Origin of the sequence: Rathayibacter sp. PhB179 (assembly GCF_004345345.1) — a bacterium.
Lineage (GTDB): Bacteria > Actinomycetota > Actinomycetes > Actinomycetales > Microbacteriaceae > Rathayibacter > Rathayibacter festucae.
In genome coordinates this window covers 112,378-131,045 of sequence record NZ_SLVD01000006.1, presented here as the reverse complement: position 1 = coordinate 131,045, position 18,668 = coordinate 112,378, and the positions used below count along the sequence as shown (strand labels likewise).

The window sequence follows — 18,668 nt, the reverse complement described above, 5'->3', positions numbered from 1 at the left end:
TCCGGCCCCCACCCTCGGCTCGCGAGATCGGCTCCGGCACGCACGATCGCGGCGTTCCGGCGAGCCGAGGGTGATTCTACGAGCCCGAGGTGCGCCGCGAACCTCAGCGCAGGCGGTACGCCTTCCAGAACTGGCGCATGGTCAGGCCGTACTCCTTGCGGAACAGCCGGGCGGCGGTCACGTACTCGTGCAGTCCGCACCGGGCGGCGAGCACCTCGAAGCCGTCCGGGTTGTCGGCCGCGCTGATCTCCGCGGCGAGTGCCGTCAGGCGACTGGTCCGGATGTACTCGGAGAGGGTCGGTCCGTCGCTCGCGAAGAGCCGGTGGATCGTGCGGGGACTGGTGTGGAAGACCTCGGCCAGGGTGCCGACGGTGAGATCGCGCTGGGCGAGGTGATCGCGCACGTAGCCCTCGACGTGCTCCCGGGAGAGCTTGATGCGATCGAGGTCGCCGACGGCGAGGTGCGACCGGTTCGCGAGCGACGCCTCGATCAACCCGGTCAGCTGCGCGAGCTGCGCGCGGAACGCGTCCGGCGAGATCGAGTCCTGCGAGGCGAGCTCGTGCGAGAGGGTCTGGAACAGGCGCATCAGTCGCGGCGGTGAGATCACCTCCACTCCGTAGAGCGGGACCGAGGCCCGGAAGCGCTCGCTCAGCTGATCGACCGGAATGCTGATGAAGACGCACTCGGTCACGTCGTAGGTCTCCGAGGACACCGGCTCGCCGCCGCCCGCGATGGCGATGGAGCCCCGCGTGAGGCGATAGCGCTGAGTGCCGACGGAGATGAAGCACTCACCCTCGATCAGCGCCACGATCTCGATGCGATTGCTTCTCGGGAATCCGAGGGAACTCGAATCCGGAGAGGTGAAGTAATTGGCGCGGGCAGTCAGCCGCTGAGCACTCACCTGATCGATGACCACTCGCTCCGACTCCGCCTCGAACGCCTCTCGACTCCGCGGATGGAATTCACCGACTCCCATCCACTCGCTGATCGCCTTCTCAGCGCCCGGGCCGCTGAAGCGCTGCCGATCGATGCGGCAGGGCGAGCTCGGCCTGAGGGGGGAGTCCGTGGACGGGAGGGTCTCTTTCATCACTGCAGTTCCATCTCGAGGATCGGCTACGAGCGCCCGGAACGGGATCCACTCGCCACACGTCCGCGACGGCAGGACATGTGAATTCTCAAAGCCACCACCTGCTCATCCGCACGCTGAACGGGGACTGCTGCGGGGTGACCGAGCGGTGAGTGTAACAGGAGAGAGGGCGCCGAATTCAAGTCCGGCGCCAATTGAGTGATTCCCCGCCGAATCAGCTGATCTCCGCCATCTTCGATTCCCCGTCTTTCCGCGGATGGATGTCTTTCTATACGCAAGCATCGACCTTTATATACGTCCTCATGAACGAAGAGCACTTTCAGGTTCCGGACATGGATCACCGAGCCTCATCAGCCGTTCCCGCCATCTCCGATGATCCGTGCCAGAGATTTCGGGACGCCGCGCGGTCGGCTCACCATCGATGTCGACCCCGCGAAAACCGCTCTGCCGCCCACGAGGCCGGTTCAGATCGTCGTCCGCCGCGACCGTCGCTCGCCCTCCCCACCCACGAAAGGGACATCCGAGAATGAGACCACGACTCCGCCGCCGCCTCCTGGCCGCCGCCGCCCTCGCCACCGCTGTCGCCGTTCCGAGCGCCGTCGCCGTGGGCGGTGCCGCACCGGCCGCCGTCGCCGACACCGCGACCGCCGTCCCTGACCTCCGCGTCTCCTACCTCCAGCTCGGAGCCACCGGCTCGCTGGCGCAGATCGATCCGGCCGGCATCGCCGCCTCGAACGTGATCGTGTTCGCCTTCGCCGACCCGGCGAGCAGCACGGCCGATCCCGCGACCCTCGCGGCGATGCAGAAGGTCATCGACCAGGAGGCGAAGGGCACGGTGAACCTGCTCAGCCTCGGCGGGCAGACCGTCACCCGGGACACCGTGAACGCCGGCACGGCGAGCGCCGTCGGCTCCCGGCTGCTCGCGCAGATCGAGGACTACAACGCGAAGCTCAGCGGCGGGAGCATCACGGGCGTCGACCTCGACCTCGAGAACGGCATCGACGCCCCGACGATCAGCGCCCTCGGCGCGACCGTGAAGGGCGCGGGCCTCTCCCTCGCCGTCGCGCCGCAGGTCTACCTGAGCAGCGGGACCGAGGTGGACCCGGCCGCGCCGACGAACCTGACCCTCACCTCCGGTGTCCACGACGGCGCGAACGACCAGTTCGGTCCGCTCCTGAAGAGCGGCACGGTCGACTACCTGCTCGCCCAGACCTACAACACCGGCGGCTGGACGGTCGGCGGCGCCGCCGAGAAGGACCCCGGCTTCTTCAGCACGATCGCCCATGCGCTGAACAGCGCGGTGCGGTCCGATTGCTCCGCCGCCACCTCGCTGTGCATCGGCGAGGGCACGAGGATCGTGATCGGCCAGGTCAGCAACGCCGGCGCCAGCGGCACCGCGAACAACGTCTTCGGCGGCTCGGGCGCCGCCGCCTACGACCAGGCCGCGGTGCTCGCCGACCTCGCTGCGCAGTGGAAGGCGATGAAGGCGAAGCCCGAGCTCTACGGTCACGTGACCGGCGTGATGCAGTGGTCGCTCAACAACGACTACGCGCCCGCGGCCTGGGGAGACACCTCGGCCGTCCCCGGCGCCTTCAGCGTCGCGCTCTTCGGGGCGGCCGCGCCGGCACCGGCTCCGTACTTCCTCCTCCAGGTGAGCAACACCGGCCCGGACAGCCCCGACTCGGGCGCCTACGCCTCGGCCACGCTCGTGGTCGACGGTCAGTACTGGATCTTCGGCAACAAGTGGGGCTCGGCACTGAGCCCGGGCGCCAACGAGTCGTTCGGCACCTCGGCGTCCGCCAAGAACCCCGCGACCCCGTACGTGATCAACAGCAGCAGCCTCGACTCGATCTTCAGCGGCGGGAAGAAGTCCTTCACCACCTCGCAGGTGCTGATCAACGGCTACTCCGCGCAGAGCGACGTCGCCTCACCGGGTGAGCAGTACGCCTGCCCGGTCGGATCGGGCTACACGTTCGAGGCCGGGCACTCCTACAACGTGCAGGTCAACGCGAACTCGGGCTTCAAGTCCTGCGCCATCTCGAAGGTCAACTGACCCTTCCCGCACTCCTCGGGCGGGCCGCGCCGTTCCCACACTCCGCTGCGGCCCGCCCGAGGTCGCGACCGGCTCCCCTCCGGTCGCCCTTCCGCTCTCCCGGTCACCCCGACCCGGAGAGCCAGAACGAGAGGAACACCCCATGTCCCGTCACCTGCTCCCCAAGGCGATCGCCGGAGTCGTCCTCGTGGCCGGCGTCCTGACCGGCTGCGCGCCGGCCACCGGAACCGCCTCGCAGTCGTCCACGAGCTCCAGCTCCGCCGCCGCGAAGACCACGGCGCCGTCGACGGTCGCGCCGGCCGGCGAGAGCCGCGAAGGCGCGTTCGAGGGCCTCAACGGCAAGAAGGTCACCGGCACCGCGACCGTGTCGGGAAAGACGGTCGACCTCAGCGGCTTCTCCTCCGACGAGGGCCCGGACCTGCACCTCTACCTGACGAACGGGACCGACGAGAAGGCCGTGAGCGCCGGAGTCGAGCTGGGCCCGGTCTCCTACGACACGAAGACCCAGTCCTTCGACGTGGGCGACGCCGCCGACTACACCTACGTCGTCGTGCACTGCGACAAGGCGAAGGCCGTCTTCGGCGCGGCGAAGCTCTCGTGACGCGGCCCGGGTGGCGCTGGGCGGCCGCGGCCCTGGGCACCGCCGTCCGCGTCGCCCTGGGCCTGCTCTGGATCAACGAGGGTGCGATCAAGCTGCGATCCGGATTCGGGGCCTCCGACATCCTCCTCGTCGCCGACGGCGCCGCGGAGAACGGGCGGGTGCCCGACTACTTCCAGCTCTTCGCGTCGACGATCCTGCACGATCAGGCCGGCCTCTTCGGCTTCGTCACGCCGCTCGTCGAGATCGGGCTGGGCGTCGCGCTGATCGCGGGGATCCTCACCGCGCCGGCCGCGCTCGCCTCGCTCGCGACGCTGCTGATGTACTGGTCGGCCGATCAGCTCATCGAGGAGTACCCGGTGATGGCGCTGCTGTCGGGCCTCGTCCTCGCCTTCGCGGCGACCTGCTCGCGGATCTCCGCGACCGGTCTCCTCGTCCGCATGCTGCGGACCCGGAACCGCAGCCTGGCCGGCGTCCTGGAGCGGCCGGGCCTGCGCCGCTGGCTCTGACGACGGCGCTGCAGAACACGGGGACCCCGGAACGAGCTCGGCTCGTGCCCGGGGTCCCCGCTTTCATGTCACCCCCTGAGAGCGGTCTCACCCAGCACTGGCGCGGAGACACCGGCGGAAGGTCACGGTTCGGCAACGCCGCGGATCGATCTCCCGCCGCGCTTTACAGACCGGTGCACGCGCAATATGTTGTCTCCGTGGACAAAGCCCCTCGGGGCTCCCCGCCCCTCCCGGGCGACGACACGACGACGTGCTCCCACCTGCACGCTCTCGCGCCGTCCTCATCCTCGGACACTGCTTTCAGAGAGGAATGCACTCCATGAAGTTCTCCCGCAGCATCACCACGCTGGCCGCCGCCGGCATCATCTCCCTCGGCCTCGCGGCCTGTTCCGCCAGCCCCGCCAACTCGGGCGGCGCCGCTGCCGGCGCCGGCGCCGAAGGCGACTGCACCGTCGGCATCTCGATGCCCACCCGCAGCCTCGAGCGCTGGATCAACGACGGCGAGGGCCTCCAGTCCCAGCTCGAGGGCGACGGCTGCACCGTCGACCTGCAGTACGCCGACAACAAGACCGACCAGCAGATCTCGCAGATCCAGAACCAGATCGCCGGCGGCTCGAAGATCCTCGTCGTCGCGGCCATCGACGGCGAGGCGCTCGCCCCCGTCCTCGCCGAGGCGAAGAAGCAGAACGCGACCGTCATCGCCTACGACCGCCTGATCAACGGCACCGCCGACGTCGACTACTACGCGACGTTCGACAACTACAAGGTCGGCCAGCTCCAGGGCCAGTACATCGAGTCGACCCTCGACCTCGCCAACGCCGCGGGTCCCTTCACCCTCGAGCCCTTCGCCGGCAGCCCCGACGACAACAACGCCAAGTTCTTCTTCTCCGGCGCCTGGGACGTCCTGCAGCCCTACATCGAGAGCGGCAAGCTCGTCGTGCCGTCCGGCAAGTCGCCCGCCTCGGACGACGACTGGGCCTCCATCGGCATCCAGGGCTGGGCCTCGGACAAGGCGCAGTCCGAGATGGACAACCGCCTCTCCTCCTTCTACACCGGTGACCAGAAGGTCGACGTGGTGCTCTCCCCCAACGACAGCCTGGCGATCGGCATCGAGGCCTCGCTGAAGTCCGCCGGCTACGCGCCCGGCGCCGACTACCCGGTCATCACCGGGCAGGACGCCGACAAGGCCAACGTCAAGGCGATCCTCGCCGACGAGCAGTCGATGACGGTCTGGAAGGACACCCGCACCCTCGGCGACCGCGTCTTCCAGATGGTGCAGTCGATCGTCGCGGGCGACGAGCCCGAGGTGAACGACACGAAGACCTACGACAACGGCGAGAAGGTCGTCCCGTCCTTCCTCCTCGAGCCCGAGGTCGTCACGAAGGACGACGTGCAGTCGGTCCTCGTCGACTCCGGCTTCCTCAAGGCCGGCGACGTCGGACTCTGATCGGTCGGGCGGGGCAGGGGAGGAGTGATCCTCCCCCACCCCGCCCTTCTCCCCCTTCTTCCCCTCGAAGCCCATCCTCTGCACAACGAAGTGAGGCCCTGTTGGCCAGTCCCATCCTCATCATGCGCGACATCGTCAAGGAGTTCGGCGGCGGCGTCCGCGCCCTCGACGGCGTCTCGCTCTCGGTCCAGCCGGGCGAGGTCCACGCCATCTGCGGCGAGAACGGCGCCGGCAAGTCGACGCTCATGAAGGTCCTCTCGGGCGTCTACCCCGTCGGCAGCTTCGAGGGCTCGATCGAGTTCGAGGGCCGCCAGGCGCAGTACCGCTCGATCAACGACAGCGAGGCCGACGGCGTCGTCATCATCCACCAGGAGCTCGCTCTGAGCCCCTACCTCTCGATCGCCGAGAACATCTTCCTCGGCAACGAGAAGTCCACCCGCGGCGTCATCGACTGGAACGCCACCAACGCGGAGGCGGCCAAGCTGCTCGCCCGCGTGGGCCTCGCCGAGAGCCCGGCGACGAAGATCCTCGAGCTGGGCGTCGGCAAGCAGCAGCTCGTCGAGATCGCCAAGGCGCTCGCGAAGGAGGTGAAGCTCCTCATCCTCGACGAGCCCACCGCCGCGCTCAACGACGAGGACAGCGACCACCTGCTCGGCCTGATCGACCAGCTGCGCCGCCAGGGCATCACCTGCATCATCATCAGCCACAAGCTGAAGGAGATCCGCGCCATCGCGGACACGGTGACGATCATCCGCGACGGCCGCACCATCGAGAGCTTCGCGATGGCCGGCGAGGACGCCTCCGAGAGCCGGATCATCCGCGCGATGGTCGGCCGCGACCTCAACAGCATGTTCCCGCCGCGCGATCCGCAGATCGGCGAGGAGAAGCTCCGCGTCGAGAACTGGACGGTCCACCACCCGGTCGACATCAATCGCGTGGTCGTCGAGGACGCCTCCTTCACCGTGCGGGCAGGCGAGATCGTCGGCTTCGCGGGGCTGATGGGCGCCGGGCGCACCGAGCTCGCGATGAGCATCTTCGGCCGCAGCTACGGCACCGGCATCTCGGGCCGCGTCTTCAAGGACGGTAAGGAGATCCAGACGCGCACCGTCGAGGAGGCGATCCGCAACGGCCTCGCCTACGCGACCGAGGACCGCAAGCGCTACGGCCTCAACCTCATCGGCGACATCACCGTCAACGTGTCGGCCGCGGCGCTCTCGCGGCTCGCCCGCCTCGGCGTGATCGACAAGCACCGCGAGTACAAGGTCGCCGACTCGTACCGCTCGAAGATGAACATCAAGGCCCCGAGCGTCTCCGCCGTCACCGGCAAGCTCTCGGGCGGCAACCAGCAGAAGGTCGTCCTCTCGAAGTGGATCTTCTCGGGCCCGGACGTGCTGATCCTCGACGAGCCCACCCGCGGCATCGACGTGGGAGCCAAGTACGAGATCTACGGCATCATCAACGAGCTCGCGGCCCAGGGCAAGGCGGTCGTCGTCATCTCGTCCGAGCTGCCCGAGCTGATCGGGCTGGCCGACCGGATCTACACCATCTCCGAGGGGCGCATCACGGGCGAGATCGACCGTGCCGACGCCACCCAGGAGCACCTCATGCACTACATGACCGCCGGAAAGGAACAGGCCCGATGAGCGCCACGACCACGACAGCCCCGAGCGGAACGCCGGCGAGCACGCCGTCGACGCCGCCCAAGCGGGCACGCCGACTGAACATCAACCTCCGCCAGTACGGCATCCTCGCCGCGCTCGCGATCATCATCCTGCTCTTCCAGGTCCTGACGAACGGCCGGCTACTGCTGCCGGGCAACGTCAACAACCTGATCCAGCAGAACGCCTACGTGCTGATCCTCGCGATCGGCATGGTGATGGTGATCATCGCCGGCCACATCGACCTCTCGGTCGGCTCGGTCGTCGCGATGGTCGGCGCCATCTCCGCGATCGCGATGAACAACTGGGGCCTGCCCTGGTGGGCCGCCGTGATCGTCGCCCTGGTCACCGGCGCCGCCGTCGGCGCCTGGCAGGGCTTCTGGGTCGCCTTCGTCGGGATACCGGCGTTCATCGTGACCCTCGCGGGCATGCTCATCTTCCGCGGCTTCACCCTGGTCCTGCTCACCGGCGGCACGATCAACGGCCTGCCGACCGAGTTCACCGCGATCGGCGCGGGCTGGCTGCCGGGCGTGCTCGGCGGCATCGCCGGCCGCGACGCCCTCACCCTGCTGCTCGGGCTCCTCGTCTGCGTCGCCCTCGTCGTGCAGCAGGTGCGCACCCGCGCCACGCTGCGCCGTCTCGAGCTCCCGCGCGAGCCGATCGCCTCCTTCTACGTCAAGGCCGTCGTCGCGGTCGTCGCGATCATGGCCCTCGCCTGGCTGCTCGCGGGCTACAGCGGCACGCCGATCATCCTGATCGTGCTCGCCGTGCTGATCCTCGCCTACAGCTTCGTGCTCGGGCGGACGGTCTTCGGCCGCCACATCTACGCGATGGGCGGCAACCTGTTCGCCGCGATGATGTCGGGCGTGAAGACGAAGTGGGTCAACTTCTTCATCTTCGTGAACATGGGCGCGCTGGCCGGTGTCGCCGGCATCGTCAGCACGGCCCGCGCGGGCGGCGCCGTCGCCTCCGCCGGTCAGAACTACGAGCTCGACGCGATCGCCGCGGTCTTCATCGGCGGCGCGGCCGTCCAGGGCGGCGTCGGCACGGTGGTCGGCGCGGTCATCGGCGGTCTCGTGATGGGCGTGCTCAACATGGGCCTGTCGATCCTCTCCGTCGACGCCGCGTGGCAGATGGCGATCAAGGGCTTCGTGCTCCTGCTGGCCGTCGCGTTCGACATCTTCAACAAGAGGAGGGCGGGCGGGCGCTAGCCTTCTCTCCTCCCTGCACCGTGCTCGGGCGCGTGCTCTCTCCACGGAGGGCCCGCGCCCGAGCGCATCCCCGGACCGGTGCCCCATCGCGCCGACGAGAGGCTGAGCAGCATGGCAGGAGCAGTCGGAGCATCGAGCAACGCTCTGCTCCGTCGGCACAACCTCGCCGCCATCGCGACCCTGGTGCACCGCTCCGGACCGATCAGCCGCGCCGAGCTGGGCCGCCTGACCGGCCTGAACCGCTCGGCGGTCGCCAACCTCGTCGGCGAGCTGAGCGAGCTCGGCTGGGTGGAGGAGGAGACCACCGCCTCCGACGGCCGCATCGGCCGCCCGAGCGCGACGGTCGTCCCCGGCCGCACCTTCGCGATGGTCGGCGTCCACCTCGACACCGACGCGATCATCGTCGGCCTGGTCGGCCTGCACGGCGACCTCCTCCGCCGCGTCCGCTTCGACACCCCGAAGCCGGCGAGCCCGGCGACCGTCGTCCGCGTGGTCAGCGGCATCGTGGCCGGCTTCCGCGCCGAGCGGGAGACCCATCGCGTCCTCCTCGGCGCCGGCGTCGCCGTGCCGGGCCTCGTGCAGGCCGACTCGGGCTTCGTGCACCGCGCGCCGCACCTCGGCTGGCGCGACGTCGACCTCGCGTCGCAGCTCAGCCGCGCGCTCGACCTCCCCGTCTCGGTCGGCAACGACGCCACGCTCGGCGCGATCGGCGAGTCGCTGTTCGGAGCCGCACGGGGCGTCGCCGACGTCGTCTACGTGACCGGCGGCGCCAGCGGCATCGGCGGCGGCGTGATCATCGGCGGCGTTCCCCTGCAGGGCTCCTCCGGGTTCGCGGCGGAGCTCGGCCACACCCTCGTCGCCGCGAACGGCCGCCTCTGCGGCTGCGGGCGGCACGGCTGCCTCGAGGCGGAGGTCCGGATGCGCTCCCTCCTCGACGTGCTCGGCGCCCGCGTCCTCGATCAGGACGAGCTCGACATCGCGCTCGGCACCTCCCGCGACCCCGCCGTCCTCGGGGAGGTGGCCCGCCAGGTCGACCTGCTCGCCGAGGGCCTCTCGACCTACATCAACCTCTTCAACCCGACCGCTGTCGTCCTCGGCGGCTTCCTCGGCTCGCTGCTCACCGTCGACCGCGAGCGCCTCGCCGCCCGCGTCTCGGCGCGCGCCCTCAGCGACCTCGCCCGCGGTGTCCGGATCGAGCGCGCGGCGCTGCGATCGAGGCTGGAGCTGGTGGGGGCCGCGGAGCTACCCTGGCGTCGCGCGCTCGCGGATCCCGCGGCGGCGGTCGGCGGCTCGGAGCCGCCTCCCGCGTCCGGCCCCGGCTCGCGGACGGACGCCCTCGGCGCCCGCGCCTGACACCGACGTCGAGGAGCACGAGCATGGCCGACTTCAACGAGCAGATCATCGCGGAGTTCCGCGCGAACGGCGGCACGGTGACGACCGCGGGCTTCGGCCGCAGCCTCGTCCTCGTGCACCACACCGGCGCGCGATCCGGCGAGGAGCGCATCGCCCCGCTGATGGGCCTGCACCCCTCCGACGACGTCTGGCTGATCGCCGCCTCCGCCGCCGGCGCCCCGAAGCACCCCGCCTGGTTCCACAACCTCGAGGCGAACCCCGACACCGTGATCGAGACCCCCGACGACGGCACCGTCCCCGTCCGCGCCCGTGTCCTCGAGGGCGCCGAGCGCGACGCCGGCTGGAAGCGCTTCACCGACGCCTCCGACGGCTTCAAGGGCTACGAGGCCAAGACCACCCGCACCATCCCGGTCGTGGAGTTGACCCGCAGCTGACCCCGTCCCTCCCCCTCCGCGAGATGCCACTTGTGCACGCGACACGCCGTGAAAGGCGTGCACAAGTGGCATCTCGCGGGGGGCGCCGGGTGTCAGCGGAAGGGGATGGGGACCGCGTCGGGGGTCGACCATCGGAGGGCGAGCCGCTCACGGAAGCCGTCGCGCCGCAACTCCGCCTCGAGAGCGTCGATGACGATCGGCAGCAGCGCCCGCCGCTCCACCAGCACGTCGAGCACGAGCTCGGCGCCGTCCGTGAGGAGCACCGAGCCGACCTCGGGCAGCACCGCGATCCACTGACGCCCGCCCACCTGCACGTGCCGGTGCCGGCGGAGTCGGCGGAGCAGCTCGGGCAGCGCCCGCGAGTCGAGGCCGCCGACGTCGGCGCGGAGAGCGATCATGTTACCGACAGTGCCCACCCTCGGCATCCGCCCGGTGAACACGCGCCCCTCCCCCGGTGTCCCGGCGTCGGCGAACGGCTCGGGAACGACACGGCCGGGAACAGCACAGCCGGAAACAGCACAGCCCCCGACCGGATTCCGATCGGGGGCTGTGTCTCTGGTGCGCGAGGGGGGAGTTGAACCCCCACGCCCTTTCGGGCACACGGACCTGAACCGTGCGCGTCTGCCTATTCCGCCACTCGCGCTCACCAACGGCACCGAAGCACCGACGAGAAAGACTAGCACCCCCACGGCCGACACCGGAAACCGGGCCCCGCGACCACGGGATTCGCGTGCCACCTCGGGCTCGCAGAACGGTCCTCGGCTCGCGAGATCGGCGTATTCGAGCGTGCCGGACGCCGTTCCACACGCCGGAGCCCACCCGTCCGCACCGGCGCGCTCCGCAGCCCGAATCCCGCTCGGGGAGGCCGTATCCAGAGCATCCCAGTAACATGCCCGTAGCCGTGCGCGGCGCAGACACGAGATCGGAAGCGGACCGGGCGCGCAGACACCTCGATCCCAACGCGACCGCCGAGAGGCGAAGAAACGGAAGATCGGAAGACTGTGGGCATTCTGGACAACTTCGAGAAGGGACTCGAGCGCGTCGTCAACGGCGCTTTCGCTCGGACCTTCAAGTCGGGTCTGCAGCCGGTCGAGCTCGCCTCCGCTCTCCGCCGCGAGCTCGACACCACGGCGGCCGTGGTCACCCGCGACCGCATCCTCGTGCCCAACCAGCTGACCCTGCGCATGTCCGCCGCCGACCTCGACCGGATGGAGCGGATGGGCCCGACGCTCATCGACGAGCTCACCACGGTCGCCACCGAGCACGCCAAGAAGCAGGGCTTCCGCTTCTCCGGCCCGATCGACATCTCCCTCGCCGCCGACGAGTCGCTCAGCGCCGGGATGGTCGAGGTCGACTCCCGCAGCGTCAAGGGCGTCGTCGCCTCCACGCCCGCGCTCGAGATCGACGGCAAGCGCTACCCGATCACGAAGTCCAGGACGGTCATCGGCCGCGGCAGCGACGCCGACATCACGGTCGACGACTCCGGCACCTCCCGCAAGCACGTCGAGATCCTCTGGGACGGCGTCCGCGCCCAGGTCCACGACCTCGGCTCCACCAACGGATCCAAGCTCGACGGCAAGCCCGTCACCCAGGCGCCGCTCTCGCCCGGGCAGACCATCTCGATCGGACGCACGCGGATCGTCTTCCGCGTCGTCCAGGGCGCCGCACCCGCGCGCGCCGACCGCTCGCCGTCCGGTCCGTCCGGGCGCTCCTCCGAGGGATTCTGGGACGACCGGCTATGAGCGAGCTCACTCTCTTCCTCCTGCGCATCGCGTTCCTCGCGCTGCTGTGGTTCTTCGTGTTCGGCATCGTCTACGCGCTGCGCTCCGACCTGTTCGGCCAGCGGGTGCGCAAGCTGCCCGCCGGCCAGCAGCCGGCCGCCGGCCAGGACGCCGCTCCGTTCGTCACGGCCGCGCAGCCCGTCGTGGCCGCCGCGGCGGTCCCCGCCCCCGCACCCCAGCCGTCGGCCCCCTCCGCGCGGCGCCCCCGCGAGGAGCGCACCGACTCCGGCGGCGTCGCCACCGTGCACACCGCGCAGCGCCTCGTCATCACCTCGGGCCCGAAGCGCGGCACCGAGCTCGAGCTCAACGGCGAGCCGCTCACGATCGGCCGCTCCTCGGAGTCGGCGCTGGTGATCCGCGACGACTACACCTCGACGCACCACGCGCGCCTGCTGATCTGGAACGACGAGTGGATGATCCAGGACCTCGACTCCACCAACGGCACGTTCCTCGACGGCCGCCGCGTCGGCGCCCCCACCAAGGTGCCGCTGAACACCCCGGTCAAGGTCGGCACGACGACCTTCGAGCTGCGGCGGTCGTAGCGCGTGGCAGCCACACCCGACAGCGCCGCGGAGACGGGCGTCACGCGCGAGAGCGCCGCCGTCTCGCACGTCGGCCGCATCCGCTCCAACAACCAGGACTCCGGCTACGCGGGCCGGCAGCTCTTCGTCGTCGCCGACGGGATGGGCGGGCACGCGGGCGGCGACGTCGCCTCCTCCATCGCTATCAAGCGCATCGCCCAGGCCGACCGCACCTACGCCTCCACCTACGAGGCGGAGGACGAGCTGAAGCGCACCCTCCTCGCCGCGAACACGATGCTGGCCGACGCCGTCGTCGACCACCCCGAGCTCACCGGCATGGGCACCACCGTCAGCGCCATCGTCCGCGTGGGCGAGTCGGTCGCCATCGCGCACATCGGCGACTCCCGGATCTACGTGCTGCGCGACGGCAAGCTCGAGCAGGTCACCACCGACCACACCTTCGTCCAGCGACTCGTCGACTCCGGCCGCATCACCGAGGAGGAGGCGATGACGCACCCGCGCCGCTCCGTCCTCATGCGGGTCCTCGGCGACGTGCACACGAATCCCGAGATCGACACCCTCACCCTCGAGACCGAGCCGAACGACCGCTGGCTGATCTGCTCCGACGGCCTCTCCGGCGTCGTCCCGCACGACGAGATCCAGAAGGAGCTCTCCCGGGACGAGACGGCGCAGCAGGTCGCCGACCGCCTGATCCGCGACAGCCTCTCGCACGGCGCACCGGACAACGTGACCGTCGTCATCCTCGACGTCCCGGGCGCCGGCGACACCGCGCAGATCCTCGCGCCGACGGCAGAGCCCGTGATCGTCGGCTCCGCCGCCGCGCCGACGCCGCTCAGCACCGACGACTCGCAGAACCGGATCCGCATCCCCGGCCTCCGCCTGCACACCCGCGCCCCGGCCGCCCAGGGCCCGACCCACTTCGAGCCCGCGTCCGAGGACTACCTCGACGAGCTGATCGAGGAGGACCGCCGCCGGCACCTGCGCCGCCGGATCACCTGGCTCGTCGGCCTCTCGCTCGTGCTGATCGCCGGTTTCCTCGGCGTCCTGCTCGCCTACGACTGGACGCAGTCGCGCTTCTACGTCGGCACCGACGGCCAGAACGTGATCATCTACCAGGGCATCCAGCAGTCGGTCGGCCCGCTCTCGCTCTCCGGAGTGAAGGAGGACACGGGGATCCCCCTCGACTCCCTCCGCGACTACGACGTCGAGCAGCTCGAGCAGACGATCAGCGCCGACTCCTACGCCGGCGCGGTCGACATCGTCGAGCGCCTGACGGACGCGAACGGAGCACCGTGACCGCCACCGCCACTCCCCCCGTGACCCGCGAGCGCCCGCGCTTCCTCCGCCAGCGCCTGCGCAACCTCGAGCTCCTGCTGCTGATAGGCGCCTGCCTGATCGACGCCTCGGCGATCGTCCTGGTCCAGCTCGGCGCCCTCGGCGCGGTCGACACCACCCTCGTCTCGCTCGGCGCCGGCCTCTCCGGCCTCGTGCTGGTCGTCCACGTCGTGCTGCGCTTCGCGGCGCCCGAGGCCGATCCCTTCCTCCTGCCGATCGCCACCGTCCTCAACGGGCTCGGCGTCGCCGAGATCTACCGGATCGACATCGCCGACGGCGCGACCGGCTGGGAGTCGGTCGCCGTCCGGCAGATCATCTGGAGCGGCCTCGCGATCGTCGCCGCGATCGTCGTCCTGCTGGTGATCCGCAACCACCGCGTCCTCTTCCGTTACACCTACGTGGCCGGATTCGCGGCGATCGTGCTGCTCCTGCTCCCCCTCCTGCCGTTCATCGGCAAGGAGGTCAGCGGCGCCCGCGTCTGGATCGGCATCGGCGACTTCTTCAGCTTCCAGCCCGGCGAGATCGCCAAGATCGCGCTCGCGGTCTTCTTCGCCGGCTACCTCGTCCGCAACCGCGACTCGCTCTCGATGGTCGGCAAGACCTTCCTGAAGATGCGCTTCCCGCGGCTGCGCGACCTCGGTCCGATCCTCGTGGTCTGGGCGGTGACGATGGGCGTCATCGTCTTCCAGCGCGACCTCGGCACCGCGCTGCTCTACTTCGGCCTCTTCCTCGTGATGCTCTACGTGGCGACCGGCCGCACCAGCTGGGTGCTGATCGGCGTCGGCCTCTTCCTCGGCGGCGCGATCCTCGCCAGCCAGACCCTCGGCTATGTCGGCAACCGCTTCGCGAACTGGCTCGACGCCTTCAGCTCCGACCGCTACGGCGCCGACCCCGGCGGCAGCTACCAGCTCGTGCAGGGACTGTTCGGCCTCGCGCACGGCGGCCTGCTCGGCACCGGCCTCGGCCAGGGCATGCCCGACATCACCCCGGTCCCGCAGTCGGACTACATCATCGCGAGCCTGGGCGAGGAGCTCGGCCTCGCCGGCCTCTTCGCGATCTTCGGCCTCTACCTCCTGCTGGTCTCGCGCGGCTTCCGGATCGGCTTCGCCGGCCAGGACGACTTCGGCAGGCTCCTCGGCGTCGGGCTCTCGTTCGTGATCGCCCTGCAGTGCTTCATCGTCATCGGCGGTGTCACCCGCGTCATCCCGCTCACCGGCCTCACCACGCCGTTCCTCGCCGCCGGCGGCTCGTCGCTCGTCGCGAACTGGATGATCGTCGCCGTCCTGCTCCGCCTGTCCGACACAGTGCGCAATCAGCCGCGTCTGGTGGTGTGACTCCCCGATGAACCGAGAACTCAAGCGCGTGAGCTTCGTCGTCCTGGCGATGTTCGTGGCCCTCTTCGTGTCCACCTCCACCATCCAGGTCCTCCAGGCCGACACCCTCTCCGAGGACTCCCGGAACACCCGGACGCTGTACGAGAGCTTCTCGACGGAGCGCGGCGTCATCCTCGCCGGCGGGGAGCCCATCGCCTCCTCGACGCCGTCCGACGACATCTACAAGTTCCAGCGCCAGTACGCGAACGGACCGCTCTACTCGGCGGTGACCGGCTACTTCACCCTGAACCAGGGCACGACGGGCATCGAGCGCTCGCTGAACGACTACCTCTCCGGCACCTCGAACTCGCAGTTCTTCGACGAGATCAACAACCTCGTCACCGGCCAGGACCCCAAGGGCGCCTCGGTCGAGCTCTCGATCGACCCGGTCGCGCAGCAGGCGGCGTTCGACGCCCTCGGCGACTACACCGGAGCGGTCGTCGTCACCGAGCCGGCCACCGGCCGCATCCTCGCGATGGTCTCCAAGCCGACCTTCGACCCGACCGCTCTGGCGTCGCACGACACCGACGACGTCCTCGCGGCGTACCGCGCGCTGAACGACGACCCGACCGATCCGCTCGTCAACCGCGCGATCGGCGGCTCGCTCAACCCGCCCGGCTCGGTCTTCAAGCTCGTCGTCGCCTCGGCCGCCCTCGAGTCCGGCCGCTTCACGCCGGACTCCAGCTTCCCGAACGTCCAGGCGTACACCCTGCCGGGCTCGAGCTCGCAGGTGACCAACTCCGGCGGCGGCCTCTGCGGCTCCGGAGACACGGTGACCCTCGCCACGGCGGTCTCGCTCTCCTGCAACGTGCCGATGGCCGAGATGGGCGTGCAGCTCGGCGCCGCCGCGATCCGCGCCCAGGCGGAGAAGTTCGGCTTCGACACCGAGCTCGAGATCCCGATGTCGGTCGAGGCGAGCACCTACCCGCAGACCACCGACGACGCGCAGACGGCGCTGACCGCCTTCGGCCAGTACGAGGTGCGCGCGACTCCGCTGCAGATCGCGATGGTCTCCGCGGCGATCGCGAACGGCGGCGAGGTGATGCAGCCGAACCTCGTCGACGTCATCCGCTCGCAGGACCTCAGCGTGCTGCAGCGCTTCGAGGAGAAGTCGCTCGGCCGGGCCGTGAGCACCGAGACGGCGGACGCCGTGAAGGCCATGATGGTCGCCAGCGTCCAGGGCGGCGCGGCGACGAATGCAACAATAGGTGGCGTCACGGTGGCCGGTAAGACCGGCACCGCTGAGAACGGCGGGGACGACCCGTACACCCTCTGGTTCACCGGATTCGCTCCTGCGGACGATCCGCAGTACGCCATCACCGTCCTCGTGGAGGACGGCGGGGGGCTCGGCCAGACCGGGTACGGCAACCTGATCGCCGCACCCATCGCACAACAGGTACTAGAGGCGGTGCTGAACAAATGAGACCCACATCAGGCCTCACCTTCGGGGGACGCTACGAACTGCAGTCCCGGATCGCCATCGGCGGCATGGGAGAGGTGTGGCAGGCGACGGATCTCGTCATCGGCCGCACGATCGCGATCAAGATCCTCAAGGACGAGTACCTCGGCGACCCCGGGTTCCTCGAGCGCTTCCGCGCCGAGGCCCGGCACGCCGCGCTCGTCAACCACGAGGGCATCGCCAACGTCTACGACTACGGCGAGGAGGACGGCTCGGCCTACCTCGTGATGGAGCTGGTGCCCGGCGAGGCGCTCTCCACGGTCCTCGAGCGCGAGCGTGTGCTGTCGACTGACAAGGTCCTCGACATCGTCGCGCAGACCGCGCTGGCCCTGCACGCAGCACACGCCGCGGGCCTGGTGCACCGCGACGTGAAGCCCGGCAATCTCCTGATCACGCCCGACGGCCGCGTGAAGATCACCGACTTCGGCATCGCCCGCATCGCCGACCAGGTCCCGCTCACCGCGACCGGCCAGGTCATGGGCACCGTTCAGTACCTCTCCCCGGAGCAGGCGAGCGGCCAGCCAGCCTCCCCCGCGACGGACATCTACTCGCTGGGCATCGTCGCGTACGAGTGCCTGGCAGGCCGCCGGCCGTTCACCGGCGAGTCGCAGGTCGCCATCGCGATGGCCCAGATCAACGACACCCCGCCGGAGCTGCCGGTCACGGTCGCGGAGCCCGTGCGCAACCTGGTCTACTCCTGCATCGCGAAGAAGCCGGTCGACCGGCCGGCGACCGCCGCGCACCTCGCCCGCGCCGCGCAGGCCCTGCGCTCGGGCGACGTCCGCGGTGCCGCCCTCGCGGTGCCGGCCGTCGCCGCCGACCTGCCCAACACCCAGGCCACGACCGTCCTGCCCTCCGCCGCGGGAAACGCGACCCAGGCGACGACGATTCTCGGCGCCGGAGCGACCACCGCCTTCGCGGCGAACCCGCCGACGGGCGCCCTGGACGAGACGATCGAGGCCGAGGAGCCGCGCAAGCGCAGCCCCTGGACCTGGCCGCTCGTCGCCCTGATCGTGATCCTCGCCGTGGTGATCGGCGGCACGATCTTCGCGCTGACCAGCAACGGCGGCACCGAGGCCGAGCCGACGCCGAGCCAGACGGTCAGCCAGACCCCGTCGCAGGCGCCGTCCCCCTCGCAGACCCCGTCGGCGACGCCGAGCTCGAACATCGTCGTCATCAACTCCTCCGACTACGTCGGCCGCCCCTTCGACGAGGTCGAGGCCGAGCTCACCGAGCTCGGGATGGGCGTCCAGCGCGAGGAGGGGTCCAGCGCCCCCAGCTCGGACCAGGTCGGCGCGGTCGAGGAGGTCAACCCGACCGCCAACGTGATCAAGGGCACCACGATCGTCGTCACGACCTACACCGAGGTCGCCGTCCCCGGTGCCCCGACCGCCGTCCCGACCGTCACCCCCGCCGCGTCGAGCGTCGAGCCCGGCGACACGTTCAACGTCACCTGGAGCAACTACAACCAGTGCCCGAGCGGAACCTCCGTGACCGGTTACCGCGTGACCGTGGCCGGCGAAGGCGCGACCGTGACGAGCACCAACCCGTCGACGTCGACCACCGCGACGATCCAGGCCGGCGAGTCCGCGGGCACGATCGACATCACCTACACGGTGCTCTGCGGCGAGCCCGAGTCCCCCGCCTCGCCGACCCTCTCGGTCCCCGTCGTGGCCCCGACCCCGACGCAGACCCCGACGTCGACGGCCACCCCGACCTCGTCGGCGCCGGCATCGAACGCCCCCGACGAGCGCTGACCCTCCCCGCTCGAACGAGCCCGCCCTCCGACCGCGACCGCGGAACCGGAGGGCGGGCTCCTCGCTTTCAG

General features: G+C 70.2%; 16 protein-coding genes and 1 tRNA gene. 14 read left to right on the top strand and 3 right to left on the bottom strand.

Translation table 11 applies throughout. The features are described 5' to 3' along the window. Positions 1-103 precede the first annotated feature (103 nt). Complete coding sequence (locus EDF43_RS13545; RefSeq protein ID WP_165909117.1) at positions 104-976, bottom strand: helix-turn-helix domain-containing protein; 873 nt, start codon at positions 974-976, stop codon at positions 104-106. 637 nt (positions 977-1,613) lie between these two features. Here EDF43_RS13545 and EDF43_RS13540 point away from each other — a divergent pair. From EDF43_RS13540 to EDF43_RS13505, 8 genes are all read left to right on the top strand, one after another. Beyond that, complete coding sequence (locus EDF43_RS13540) at positions 1,614-3,140, top strand: hypothetical protein (RefSeq protein ID WP_132437331.1); 1,527 nt, start codon at positions 1,614-1,616, stop codon at positions 3,138-3,140. Between the two features lie 142 nt (positions 3,141-3,282). Continuing rightward, on the top strand, positions 3,283-3,741 hold the full coding sequence (locus tag EDF43_RS13535; protein ID WP_123736172.1) for a DM13 domain-containing protein: 459 nt from the start codon (positions 3,283-3,285) through the stop codon (positions 3,739-3,741). Next, complete coding sequence (locus EDF43_RS13530) at positions 3,738-4,247, top strand: DoxX family membrane protein (RefSeq protein WP_207901747.1); 510 nt, start codon at positions 3,738-3,740, stop codon at positions 4,245-4,247. Before EDF43_RS13535 ends, EDF43_RS13530 begins: the two co-directional genes overlap by 4 nt. Before the next feature lie 310 nt (positions 4,248-4,557). After that, positions 4,558-5,694: a multiple monosaccharide ABC transporter substrate-binding protein gene (chvE, locus tag EDF43_RS13525; RefSeq protein WP_132437330.1), complete on the top strand. Its 1,137-nt coding sequence runs from the start codon at positions 4,558-4,560 to the stop codon at positions 5,692-5,694. Between the two features lie 122 nt (positions 5,695-5,816). Further along, a complete protein-coding gene (mmsA, locus tag EDF43_RS13520) occupies positions 5,817-7,337 on the top strand; it encodes a multiple monosaccharide ABC transporter ATP-binding protein (RefSeq protein WP_132437329.1) in 1,521 nt (506 codons plus the stop codon). After that, on the top strand, positions 7,334-8,563 hold the full coding sequence (gene mmsB / locus EDF43_RS13515) for a multiple monosaccharide ABC transporter permease (protein WP_123736170.1): 1,230 nt from the start codon (positions 7,334-7,336) through the stop codon (positions 8,561-8,563). The genes mmsA and mmsB overlap by 4 nt, the downstream gene beginning before the upstream one ends. Before the next feature lie 111 nt (positions 8,564-8,674). After that, positions 8,675-9,916 (top strand): ROK family transcriptional regulator, encoded by a 1,242-nt coding sequence (locus tag EDF43_RS13510; RefSeq protein ID WP_132437328.1) that lies wholly within the window; start codon positions 8,675-8,677, stop codon positions 9,914-9,916. Between the two features lie 23 nt (positions 9,917-9,939). Then, positions 9,940-10,350: a nitroreductase/quinone reductase family protein gene (locus EDF43_RS13505; protein WP_132437327.1), complete on the top strand. Its 411-nt coding sequence runs from the start codon at positions 9,940-9,942 to the stop codon at positions 10,348-10,350. A 92-nt stretch (positions 10,351-10,442) separates the two neighbouring features. Here EDF43_RS13505 and EDF43_RS13500 read toward each other — a convergent pair whose 3' ends face one another. Together EDF43_RS13500 and EDF43_RS13495 are read right to left on the bottom strand one after the other, a co-directional pair. Then, positions 10,443-10,748, bottom strand: coding sequence for a hypothetical protein (locus EDF43_RS13500; RefSeq protein WP_132437326.1), 306 nt, complete (start codon positions 10,746-10,748; stop codon positions 10,443-10,445). A 158-nt stretch (positions 10,749-10,906) separates the two neighbouring features. Continuing rightward, positions 10,907-10,993: transfer RNA gene (locus EDF43_RS13495), tRNA-Leu, on the bottom strand. 358 nt (positions 10,994-11,351) lie between these two features. On the opposite strand from EDF43_RS13495, the gene EDF43_RS13490 reads away from it, so the two are divergent. The 6 genes from EDF43_RS13490 to EDF43_RS13465 are packed head-to-tail and all read left to right on the top strand — an operon-like array spanning position 11,352 to position 18,597. Next, entirely contained in the window at positions 11,352-12,092 is a 741-nt protein-coding gene (locus EDF43_RS13490; RefSeq protein WP_123447236.1) for a DUF3662 and FHA domain-containing protein, read from the top strand. After that, positions 12,089-12,673, top strand: coding sequence for an FHA domain-containing protein (locus EDF43_RS13485; RefSeq protein ID WP_123706102.1), 585 nt, complete (start codon positions 12,089-12,091; stop codon positions 12,671-12,673). Before EDF43_RS13490 ends, EDF43_RS13485 begins: the two co-directional genes overlap by 4 nt. Before the next feature lie 3 nt (positions 12,674-12,676). Then, on the top strand, positions 12,677-13,969 hold the full coding sequence (locus EDF43_RS13480) for a Stp1/IreP family PP2C-type Ser/Thr phosphatase (protein WP_123447238.1): 1,293 nt from the start codon (positions 12,677-12,679) through the stop codon (positions 13,967-13,969). Beyond that, positions 13,966-15,342 carry an FtsW/RodA/SpoVE family cell cycle protein gene (locus EDF43_RS13475; protein WP_132437325.1) on the top strand — a complete coding sequence of 459 codons (1,377 nt, stop codon included), beginning with the start codon at positions 13,966-13,968 and terminating at the stop codon, positions 15,340-15,342. Before EDF43_RS13480 ends, EDF43_RS13475 begins: the two co-directional genes overlap by 4 nt. 7 nt (positions 15,343-15,349) lie before the next feature. Further along, positions 15,350-16,804: a penicillin-binding protein 2 gene (locus EDF43_RS13470; protein ID WP_132437324.1), complete on the top strand. Its 1,455-nt coding sequence runs from the start codon at positions 15,350-15,352 to the stop codon at positions 16,802-16,804. Next, a complete protein-coding gene (locus tag EDF43_RS13465; RefSeq protein ID WP_132437323.1) occupies positions 16,801-18,597 on the top strand; it encodes a protein kinase in 1,797 nt (598 codons plus the stop codon). Before EDF43_RS13470 ends, EDF43_RS13465 begins: the two co-directional genes overlap by 4 nt. Positions 18,598-18,668 lie beyond the last annotated feature (71 nt).